This is a genomic window from Autumnicola edwardsiae, from assembly GCF_031846505.1.
Classification (GTDB): domain Bacteria; phylum Bacteroidota; class Bacteroidia; order Flavobacteriales; family Flavobacteriaceae; genus Autumnicola; species Autumnicola edwardsiae.
The window spans coordinates 1-11,119 of record NZ_JAVRHP010000102.1; the positions used below are offsets into that span (position 1 = coordinate 1).

9 protein-coding genes and 1 pseudogene are annotated in these 11,119 nt (G+C 37.4%); 2 read left to right on the forward strand and 8 right to left on the reverse strand.

The features are described from left to right. The 8 genes and pseudogenes from RM529_RS14345 to udk form a co-directional block, all read right to left on the reverse strand. Positions 1-161: pseudogene (locus RM529_RS14345) on the reverse strand (ParB/RepB/Spo0J family partition protein); the annotation flags it as partial. A 3-nt stretch (positions 162-164) separates the two neighbouring features. Next, positions 165-929: a ParA family protein gene (locus RM529_RS14350; RefSeq protein WP_311485452.1), complete on the reverse strand. Its 765-nt coding sequence runs from the start codon at positions 927-929 to the stop codon at positions 165-167. A gap of 290 nt (positions 930-1,219) precedes the next feature. Further along, the gene (locus tag RM529_RS14355) at positions 1,220-2,098 is read right to left on the reverse strand and encodes an SDR family oxidoreductase (RefSeq protein WP_311485453.1); all 879 of its coding nucleotides are present in this window, start codon (positions 2,096-2,098) and stop codon (positions 1,220-1,222) included. Between the two features lie 2 nt (positions 2,099-2,100). Further along, positions 2,101-3,165 carry a zinc-binding metallopeptidase family protein gene (locus tag RM529_RS14360; RefSeq protein WP_311485454.1) on the reverse strand — a complete coding sequence of 355 codons (1,065 nt, stop codon included), beginning with the start codon at positions 3,163-3,165 and terminating at the stop codon, positions 2,101-2,103. Positions 3,166-3,297: 132 nt separating this feature from the next. Continuing rightward, on the reverse strand, positions 3,298-5,424 hold the full coding sequence (gene scpA / locus RM529_RS14365) for a methylmalonyl-CoA mutase (RefSeq protein WP_311485460.1): 2,127 nt from the start codon (positions 5,422-5,424) through the stop codon (positions 3,298-3,300). Continuing rightward, positions 5,424-6,815: a methylmalonyl-CoA mutase subunit beta gene (locus RM529_RS14370; RefSeq protein WP_311485455.1), complete on the reverse strand. Its 1,392-nt coding sequence runs from the start codon at positions 6,813-6,815 to the stop codon at positions 5,424-5,426. Before RM529_RS14370 ends, scpA begins: the two co-directional genes overlap by 1 nt. 35 nt (positions 6,816-6,850) lie before the next feature. After that, entirely contained in the window at positions 6,851-7,165 is a 315-nt protein-coding gene (locus RM529_RS14375) for an FtsB family cell division protein (protein ID WP_311485456.1), read from the reverse strand. An 18-nt stretch (positions 7,166-7,183) separates the two neighbouring features. Continuing rightward, a complete protein-coding gene (gene udk / locus RM529_RS14380; RefSeq protein WP_311485457.1) occupies positions 7,184-7,792 on the reverse strand; it encodes a uridine kinase in 609 nt (202 codons plus the stop codon). A gap of 145 nt (positions 7,793-7,937) precedes the next feature. Between udk and RM529_RS14385 the strand changes: the two genes are divergently transcribed. Together RM529_RS14385 and RM529_RS14390 are read left to right on the forward strand one after the other, a co-directional pair. Beyond that, positions 7,938-9,098, forward strand: coding sequence for a glycosyltransferase family 4 protein (locus tag RM529_RS14385; protein WP_311485458.1), 1,161 nt, complete (start codon positions 7,938-7,940; stop codon positions 9,096-9,098). Positions 9,099-9,188: 90 nt separating this feature from the next. After that, the gene (locus RM529_RS14390) at positions 9,189-10,145 is read left to right on the forward strand and encodes a glycosyltransferase family 2 protein (RefSeq protein ID WP_311485459.1); all 957 of its coding nucleotides are present in this window, start codon (positions 9,189-9,191) and stop codon (positions 10,143-10,145) included. The last annotated feature ends 974 nt before the right edge of the window (positions 10,146-11,119 follow it).

Consider the following 11,119-nt stretch of genomic DNA (forward strand, 5'->3'; position numbering starts at 1 on the left):
TGGAAAGGATTAACTTCTATTGAAGATAATTCCAGTTCAACTATATGGCCTACCAGTTTATCGGCATTTTTATCTTCTGCAGATTGAATATCATTTTGAGGATCTTTTAGCAGAGCTGAAAGTCCGCGTCCAAGAGCTTGCTTCTTCGTCGCCTTCGCCATCTTCTAAGAGTTTTTCTTTATAATTTCGTGCGCCAGGCTCAGGTAGTTACTGGCGCCTTTACTACTGGCATCATAATTAATTATACTTTCACCGTAACTTGGTGCTTCACTTAAACGAACATTACGCTGAATGATTGTATCAAAAACCATTTCATTAAAATGCTTCTGAACTTCCTCTACAACCTGGTTTGATAATCTTAACCGGGAATCATACATCGTAAGCAAAAGCCCTTCGATATCCAGTTTATTGTTATGAATTTTCTGAACACTTTTTATCGTATTCAGTAATTTACCAAGACCTTCCAATGCAAAATATTCACACTGGATGGGTATAATCACAGCATCTGAAGCGGTAAGCGCATTAAGTGTAAGTAGTCCCAGGGAAGGAGCACAGTCAATTAAAATATAATCGTATTTTTCCTTTAACGGGAGAATTGCCTTTTTGAGCATATATTCCCTCGATTCCTGATCTACCAGTTCAATTTCTATAGCAACAAGATCAATATGCGCGGGAATAATATCGAGGTTTGGAGATCCAGTTTCCATAATGGCTTTCGACGCTTCAACGGAATGTTCCAGAAGTTGATAAGTACCCAACTCTACCGCTTCCACATCAATTCCAAGTCCAGAAGTGGCATTTGCCTGAGGATCGGCATCGATAAGTAAAACTTTTTTCTCTAAAACCCCCAGCGATGCCGCCAGGTTTACAGAAGTTGTGGTTTTCCCCACACCTCCTTTTTGGTTAGCGATAGCAATGATTTTGCCCATTAATTATATCCGGTTTTTGAAACGTAAAAATACAATTAATTATAGGTATATAAAATCATTTTGTTAACAGCTTATAAAGGAGTTTTCAGTTCTAAGTTATCAGTTCTTAGAATTTACTATTTACATGTCTGATAGAGGAAAGAGGAAAGGGGAGCGTTGTACGTGTCAAAAAAAATCTTGATTAATTTAAATGGTTAAAAATTTTTTGCAAGTTCTGAGAAGATATAACTACAACACAAGTCTAAACCACAATTAAAAACTGAAACTTTGAACTTCAAACATTAAACTTTTTAACTCTTTTTAGCTTTAATCATTGCTTCCAGTTGGTCCCACATTTCCTCCGGAATAGCTTCCAGAAGGTTAAATTGTCCGGCCCCTTTTAGCCATTCCCCACCATCTATAGTAATGACTTCACCATTTACATAGGCTGAAAAATCTGAAACAAGATAGGCAGCGAGATTTGCCAATTCCTGATGTTCTCCCACACGTTTAAGCGGAACTTTTTTGGCAAGGTCAAACTTTTCTTTTAAATCTCCGGGCAGCAATCGGTCCCACGCACCTTTGGTAGGGAAGGGGCCGGGAGCAATGGCGTTGGATCTAATCCCGTACTTCGCCCATTCGACTGCCAGAGAACGCGTCATTGCCAGCACGCCGGCTTTTGCTGTAGCGCTGGGTACAACATAAGCAGAACCTGTCCATGCATAGGTTGTAACAATATTTAATACAGTTTTATTTTCTTCTTTTTTGTCGATCCAATGTTTACCAAAGGCTAAAGTGCAATTTTTGCTGCCTTTAAGGACGATATCAATAATGGTATCAAAGGCATTGGCACTTAATCTTTCTGTAGGAGAAATAAAATTTCCTGCGGCATTGTTCAGTAACACATCTGCACTTCCGAATTCTTTAATGATTTCATCCCGCATTTGTTCGACTTCATCATAATTTCTGACATCACATTTGACGGGAAAACATTTTCCGCCGGTTTCATTTTCAAGTTCCTTTGCTGTATTTTTTAGCTTTTCAAGATTTCTGGAAGTAATGGCAACATGAGCTCCCAATTCCAGGAAATATCTGGCCATCGCTTTTCCGAGTCCGCTACCACCACCGGTAACTACAATCGATTTTCCTCTTAAAGCGTCGTCTCTAAGCATTTTATTTTTGTAGTTCATGTTTAAAAAGTTTTACCTTGGTTGTTTAATAGCAGGTTATGTATATAGCCTAATTTGCTAATATCTTTCCTATTCAGAATAAACGGGTAGATATCAGATAGTCCCATCCCGCGGTTCAGAGAGTTTATAGCAATAGTTAAAGATATGTATTCATTTACAATGGCATCAAAATCGGTTTCTTTATAAGGATTAATGCCTAAACTTAAAAGCTGCTTGTCTTTTAAAATTTTGGGTTCTGTTTTTACACCAAAGTAGTAGGCGGTTTCCACAGTGTCCATAATGTGTAAATAATGGGCCCAGGTTTCAGCCCAATCTTCCCAGGGATGAGAAGAGGCATATTTGGTAATAAAAGATTTCCTCCAACCTTCGGCAGGTCCTTTTTTGTAGTATTCCTGCAGGGCTTCGGAATAATTTTTTCTTTCGTCCCCAAAAATTTCCCTAAAGTGACGAAGATTTTCTTGATTTGGCAAAATAATAGCTTCCCAGTAAAAATGCCCGATTTCATGCCTGAAATGTCCCAGAAGGGTTCTCATTTTCTCTCCCATCTGCATTCGTGCCTTCTCCCTCTTTAAATCATCTGCTTCTTCTATGTTTAGGGTTATGACGCCGTTTAGATGGCCTGTTAGTACCTGCTGCCCATTTTTACCATTAGTGCCGGGTCCTAAAAAACGGAATTGTAATTTTAAATCTTTCCCGTCTTTTTGCTGAAAAACAAATGGTAGTTGTAGCTTATTAAGACTGTAAATCAACCTGTGTTTGGCAAATTCTATTAGTCGCCATTCCTCCAGTCTTTTTTCATCTCCGATGTTTGGGATAACGCTGTTTAACTGACAGGCTTCACAGTATTCAAAACCTGAATTCTCTGGTATTAGCCAATTACATGCACTGTGTTCGTGATTTCTGCAATATTTAAAAGTTGTTTTATTTTCACAAAAATCTGTTCCCGGATTTGCGGCTATTATCTTTTCTTCCTCATTCCAATATCCCAATAAACTGTTGCAATATCCACAGATATCGTTTTCAAAAAAAATTATATTATCACAGTTGTTGCAGGTAAAAGTTTTCACGTTAATTGTGTTTAAATTGCAAGGAATTTTTCTAGTAAGATATTTTAAGTTTTATGGGGTTGTGGTTAGCTTTAGTTAAGAATTCCAAGTTCCAGAATTCTTTTCCTACCTTCTAACTTTTCTATTACTGACTTATTCTTCAATTAATATTTCCAGTAATTGTATTGCAGCGTCACTAATTTTTGTGCCGGGACCAAAAATAGCCACAGCACCGGCATCAAATAAAAACTGGTAGTCCTGTGAAGGAATTACACCTCCCACAATTACCATAATATCCTCCCGGCCATGCTTCTTTAACTCTTCTATTACCTGCGGAACAAGTGTTTTATGACCGGCGGCCAACGAAGAAACCCCTAAAATATGTACATCGTTTTCTATAGCTTGTTTAGCCGCTTCTTTTGGCGTCTGAAAAAGTGGGCCAATATCTACATCAAAACCTAGGTCGGCATACCCGGTGGCTACTACTTTTGCGCCACGATCGTGACCGTCCTGTCCCATTTTAGCTACCATTATTCGCGGTCTACGACCATCCTGCTCTGCAAATTTATCGGCTAATTTCCGGGCTTTTTTAAAGGATGAGTTATCTTTCATTTCTTTTGAATAAACACCACTGAAGGACTGTATTTTTGCTTTATACCTTCCGTAAACCTCTTCCAGGGCATCGCTGATTTCTCCAAGGGTTGCGCGGTGCCGGGCCGCTTCTATGGCCAATGTCAATAAATTACCATTTTCATGCTTTGCTGCTGAAGTGAGGTCGGCTAAAGCTTTATTAACCTTTTCAGGATTTCTTTCCTTTTTCGTTTTTTCTAACCGGGCAAGTTGTTGTTTTCTCACCGTCTGGTTGTCTACTTCCAGTGTTACAAGCGGATCTTCTTTTTCGAGTCTGTATTTGTTATTCCCCACAATAATGTCCGTTCCGCTGTCAATACGGGCCTGCTTTTTTGCTGCAGCTTCTTCAATTCTCATTTTGGGAATTCCTGCCTCTATAGCTTTGGTCATTCCACCTAAATCTTCGACTTCCTGAATTAAATCCCAGGCTCTCTGCGCAATTTCATCTGTAAGGCTTTCAACATAATAACTTCCTGCCCAGGGGTCTACCGTTTTAGTAATTTTGGTTTCCTGTTGCAGGAAAAGCTGCGTATTTCTCGCGATTCTTGCAGAAAAATCTGTTGGCAAGGCGATAGCTTCATCTAAAGCATTAGTGTGCAGACTTTGAGTTCCGCCAAAAGCGGCTGCGGCTGCTTCAATACAGGTACGGGCTACGTTATTGAACGGATCCTGCTCTGTAAGACTCCAGCCGCTGGTTTGCGAATGGGTTCTAAGAGCAAGGGATTTCGGGTTTTTGGGGTTAAATTGTTTTACCAATTTTGCCCATAGCATACGCGCTGCCCTCATTTTGGCAATTTCCATAAAATGGTTCATACCAATAGCCCAGAAAAAGGAAAGTCGGGGAGCAAAACTGTCAATATCCATTCCGGCGCCAAGTCCTTTTCGAATATATTCGAGTCCGTCGGCTAAGGTGTAAGCCAGTTCAATATCACAGGTGGCTCCAGCTTCCTGCATATGATATCCGGAAATACTGATACTATTAAATTTGGGCATATTTTTAGAAGAATATTCAAAAATATCTGAAATAATCTTCATCGATGGAGTAGGAGGGTAGATGTACGTATTGCGTACCATAAACTCCTTTAAAATATCATTCTGAATAGTTCCCGAAAGTTCTTCAGGTTTTACACCTTGTTCTTCAGCAGCCACGATATAAAATGCCATTATAGGAAGTACTGCTCCGTTCATGGTCATGGAAACCGACATTTTATTCAGGGGGATCTGGTCGAAAAGTATTTTCATATCCTCCACAGAATCTATGGCCACCCCGGCTTTTCCCACATCTCCAACCACACGTTCGTGATCGCTGTCGTAACCGCGGTGGGTGGGAAGATCGAATGCTACGGAAAGACCTTTTTGCCCGGCTGCCAGGTTTCTTCTGTAAAAAGCATTGCTTTCTTCAGCAGTAGAAAATCCCGCATATTGGCGAATTGTCCAGGGCCTGCTAACATACATTGTGCTGTACGGTCCCCGCAAATAAGGTGGGATCCCAGCAGCAAAATTAAGATGTTCCAAATCCTGAATGTCTTCTCTGGAATAGGAAGATTTCAGTTGAATTTCTTCAGGGGTTTCAAATTCATCTGAATGCTGAGGTTTAGATTCTGGCTCAGGCTTTGCTAAACTTATATGTTGAAGATTTTTTCTCTGCATCACTTTTCGGCTTTTTCCTGTTCCAGTTTCTCCTGTTCCATTTTTTCGCTCAGTCGTCTTTCGAGAATAGGCTGAATTAAGGTTTTTCGCGGATTTTTTTTCAGAAATGGATACAACTCCAAATCATCCAGCATTTTATCTTCAGGATTTTCAAAAGTATTGGTGCCGATAAGCACAAGTTTGCCATTGTCAAATTGTTCCTGTTCTGCTTCAGCACTTTCTTTGATTTTTCGCTGGATAATCCCTTCTTTTAATTGCTTAAGAAAGCCTCCATTTTTTTCAATTTCTTTAAAAATATCCAGGGCCATTTCAGCAAATTGCCTCGTTATACTCTCGATATAGTACGCACCTTCTGCGGCATTGGAAACTTTGTCCAGGTAAGCTTCATTTTTCATCACCAACAACTGGTTTCGGGCAATCCGGTCTCCAAATTCATTGTTTTTATGAAAAATAGCATCATAAGGCAGGTTGTAAACAGTGTCTGCGCCACCCAAGACAGCGCTCATGCTTTCTGTGGTGGTGCGAAGCATATTCACATTATAGTCGTACAAGGTTTTATTCCTTTTTGAAGGCAAGGCCAAAATATGGCAATTATCGGCAATATTATATTCTTTGGCCAATGTAGAATAAAGCCAACGCAGCGCCTTGATCTTAGCGATTTCAAAAAAGTAGTTGGAGCCCGAAGCGACTATAAACTGGACCTGAAGATCTTCTGAATGTCGAAAATTGCCATTTTCGGCATAGCGGTTCAAATATTCATTAGCATGAGCCAGGGCATAAGCCAATTGCTGCGGAATAGTCGCCCCGGCGTTTTGATAAAGCGCACTATCTACGGAGATCACTGATTTAAAGTCCCCCGAATTTTTAACAATATCGTCCAGTATTACGTGATCCTGCTTCAGGTTGTAAAACCAATTGCCGGTTCTGGCAAGATTTCCGATAATATCAGTCTGGATAACTATTTTACTGCTTTTACCGCGGAAAAAATGTCTGAGTTTTTCAACATATTCCGCAGAAAGAAATTCCAGGCTAATCAAAATGCGGAAATTCAACTCTAAATCTTTAAAAAGTTCAGAAATTTCTGTTTTCTCATCTGGAATTATAAACCAAAGTGCCTCGGCACCTTTTTCCAGTGCATTTCGTGCATTTTTATTGCTGATTTCTACGGAAGCTACATAAATGCGTTCACAAATATCCCAGTTTTTGGGAGAAGGAGTTGGAACTGCTTTAGAAACATCATCTTTATGATAAAAAGGCTTGACATGAATACCGTCCAGGCTCTTATAGATCAGTTTCTCGTTGTAATCCTCACCTTTTAGATCGACTTGAATTTTTTGCTTCCATTGTCGTGCAGAAACTTCTTCAAATTCCTGAAATAATTTCTCCTTCATCAGTATCATTTTAAAACAGCTGAATTTGAACTGTTCTATTCTATAGAATCGTATTCGATGATGTATATATCTTCATCTGCACGCTTCATGTAGTATTTTTGACGTGCGAATTGCTCCAGTTGCACAGAATCCTGCAACTGCTGAATAATTGCTTTATCGTGAGCAATCTGGTTCTGGTAATATTCTTTATTTTCCTTTAGTTCGTTGACTTCCTGATTAAGTTCATGGTGCACAAACCACGAATTGCTGTCCAAAAAGAACATCCAGCCTGCAAAGATGAGGCTTAGCAAGACATATTTATTGCTGATAAATCTTACCCAGGGTTTATTGCGTAGCTCTTTCCACTTCATTGCTTTAAATATACAAAATTAGCTTAAGCGATCCTTAATGATTGTTTGTACAATATCAACAGCTACCGTATTATACTTGTTTGTGGGAATTATAATGTCTGCAAACTCTTTTGTAGGTTCTATAAATTGCTGGTGCATTGGCTTAAGGGTTGTTTGGTACCGCCACAACACCTCGTCCAGATCCCTGCCGCGCTCGTTAATATCACGTTTTAACCTTCTAATTAGGCGTTCATCGCTGTCGGCATGCACATATATTTTAATATCGAACAATTTACGAATGTCGGGATGAGTAAGGATCAAAATTCCTTCGACAATTAAAACTTTCCTGGGATGGATAGTGCGGGTTTCGCCAGTGCGGTTATGTTCCTTAAACGAGTAAAGTGGTTCTTCTATGGATTCACCGGATTTTAGCGCTTTAAGATGGTTCACCAACAGGTCGAAATCAATAGATTTTGGATGATCAAAGTTGATCTTCACCCTTTCCTCGTAACTCAAGTGGGAAGTATCCTGGTAATAAGAGTCCTGGGATATGATATCTACTTCATCGTTTCTAAGTTCTTCTATAATTTGATTTACCACGGTTGTTTTTCCGCTCCCGGTACCTCCTGCAATTCCGATAATCAGCATAAAATAATTTTACAAGCAAATTTAGTTATTCCTTTTTAAAACCAAACCCAAGCCGAAAGATTAAAAATAAAATTGCCTGTAGCTTTGTGAAAGTTTTATATTTGATCTTTCTGCAGGTCTTGTAGTACTTTTACCCTATGAAATTATGAGGATATTATTTTACGCTCATTCTTCTACCTTATATGGGGCTAATAGGTCTTTGATGGAGTTGATTTTGGGGATGAAGGAATATGATCCCGAAATCAATATAATATTGATTTTACCAGAAAAAGGAATTATAGAACCGGAATTAAATAAAAAGAATATTCCTTATAAAGTAGTTCATCATTTCAATTGGTTTTATAATAAAGCTTTTGGAGATAAGTGGAAAAAGAAATCTCCTGTTTTATTTAAATTATGGAGGTGGAGAAATAAATGGATGAAATTATTTTACAATAGATGGGCTGTTAGAAAACACCTGAAATATGCAAAACAATTTTCTCCTGATTTTATTTACGTAAATTCTTCTTTAAACCCAATGGGATTAATAGTTGCAAAAAAGTTGAACGCTAAATGTATATGGCATCATAGAGAGACCCTAAATGATGACGTATATGGTTTTTACACCGAAAATATAACTAAGTTTCTGAAATATTATAATTCGGCAGATTTGCATTTTTTTCCATCCCAATTTCTTAAAAGAAATTATTTCGGGCAATTTGGTCAAGTAAATTCGAAGGTGGTTTATAACAGCATATTACTTGATGCTGAAAATTTTTCTAAAAGGAAACTACATAAGCCTTTGTGCTTTGGGATTGTGGGAAGGATAAACGATCAAAAAAATCAGAAAGAAATAATTCGATTATTTAAAACTCCTGAAGTTGAAAGATTAAGTGTGGAGTTACATATTATAGGACATGGAGATGAACAGTTTCAGGAGTGGCTTCGGAAGCAAAAAATCCCGAATGTTATCTTTCATAATTTTCTGGATAGAAGGGAGATATACGAAAAGCTTGATTTTCTTATATCGAATGCACGTTATGAAGCATTTGGAAGAACGGTTGCAGAGGCTAATTGTGCAGGAATACCAGTAATAGTTCGTTCTTCGGGAGCGCTTCCGGAATTGGTTCAGGAAGGTTATAACGGCTATATTTATAAGGATTTATCTGAATTAAAATCTATTATAAATAAGTTAAACGTTCTAGAAGACGAAGAATATCAAGAATTATCTGAAAAAAGTATTCTTTATGCAAATAAAAAATACAATTATCTTTCCATTGCAGGGAAAGTTTATGGTGAACTGAAATTCCTGAACCCCACAGTTTAATTAATTCCAAATTTTCTATATCTGAGTTATGGCCCAAATTTTAAAAATCTCTGTTAAGTCTTATCTTCCCATAATAATTTTGCTAAATATATGATATCCATAGTAGTTCCATTATATAACGAAGAAAGTAATGTGGAATTAATTTATTCGAGGCTTATAAGTTCCAGTAGTTCCTGGAAGGAGAGCTTTGAATTAATATTTGTTGATGATGGTTCTTATGACAATACCCTACTACTTCTTAAGGCATTAGCTGAAAGCGATAAGCGCATTAAAATTATTAAGTTTTCACGTAATTTTGGTCATCAACCGGCAATTACCGCAGGATTAAAAATGGTGAGAGGGGATGCTGCGGTGATTATTGATGGCGACTTACAGGATCCTCCTGAGCAAATTTATCGTTTAATTGAGAAGTGGAAAGAAGGATATCATGTAGTGTATGGTATTAGGAAAAACAGGAAAGAAAGCTGGTACAAAAGAAGTGCATATAATTTATTTTACAGGCTTCTAAAAATGGTAAGTGAAATAGATATTCCCTTGGACTCGGGTGATTTTTGCTTAATAGATAAGCGGGTTGTAAATGTTTTAAATTTCGAACTGACAGAATATAATCGCTTTGTAAGAGGATTAAGAGCGTATGCAGGATTTCGTCAAATAGGAATAGCTTATAAAAGAGATTCCAGGGCAGCAGGGGAAGCAAAATATACTTTTAAAAAACTTGTGAAGTTAGCCTTTGATGGTCTCTTGGATTTTTCCACTTTTCCATTGAGAATAGCTACATATCTAGGATTTTTTATAGCTTTTTCTTCATTTCTTGTAGGTGCTTTTTTTATTTTAAACAGGTTGTTTGATATTGAAATTTGGGGATATTCTCCCTCGGAAACACCGGGAATAGTATCTTTAGGGGTCGGAGTGTTTTTTTTAGGAGGTCTGGTTTTAATTATTTTGGGCGTAATTGGAGAGTACATTGGCCGTATGTATATTGAAGTTAAAAGGCGTCCTCCTTATATTATAGAAGAGGTTTTTAAGGAAAAAGAAATTAACCATTAAAATTTTATATCTTGAAAAAAGGTCAAAGTATTTTTTTTTATTTTCTGCTGCTCAGTGTATGTATTGTGATCATCTTGCTTAGCCTTAATCTTACCTATTCGTACATTTGGTTTGATGAAGCATCCCAGTTCTGGATTTCAAAAGGTCTAAACCCAGATTCAGATCCCTTTTCTACAACCGGTAATGTAGTAGATGTTATAATTAACAACCGGCATTATAATTTTGATCCGGGGGGATTTAGCATTTTATTACATTTTTGGTCTAAAATCTCCAATCATGCCTTTTGGTTAAGATTATTACCCTTCTTTTTTTTTCTTCTAAGTCTGTTTATGCTTGGGAAGTTAATATACAAGGGATGGATAAAGAACAAAAACATAGTTTTGACTTTAGTTATGTTACCTGTTTTTTTTCCAATGCTTCTAGATCTAGCATTTGAAATAAGAGCTTACAGCATGGAGATTCTAGGTACTGTTTTATGTTTGTACTCCATGGAAGATTTAAAACATAAAATGAATCATGTGAACTTGTTAAAGTGGAGTTTCATTATTTCGATATTTGTAACTTCAAGGTATGCTATACTAATCATTGCATTCTTTAGTTCTTTATATATCCTGTCCTTGATTTGGAAGCAACCTTATTCTACGAAGTATAAGCTTCAGGGAATTCTCATTTATTCGATACCTTTATTAATAACGATTACATGTATTTACTTTTTTACACTTTTTTATCAAAATTCTAGTCTTCAACCTTTACATTATCTACAATATTTAAAAAATGCCCCAGGCCTATTGCTGAGGCCTTTTAATTTTGCCGGACTAACTTTCACAGGAGTTTTAGGTGTGATTTTATTGTTCAGAGAAAAATTTGGTATTATTAGGAAATATGAGACTCTCTTATATCTTTGTTTTTTTGTGAATTTCGGTTTTTTAATGCTGTCGTTTGCCGGACTTCACCCGTGGAGTTTTTACACTCAC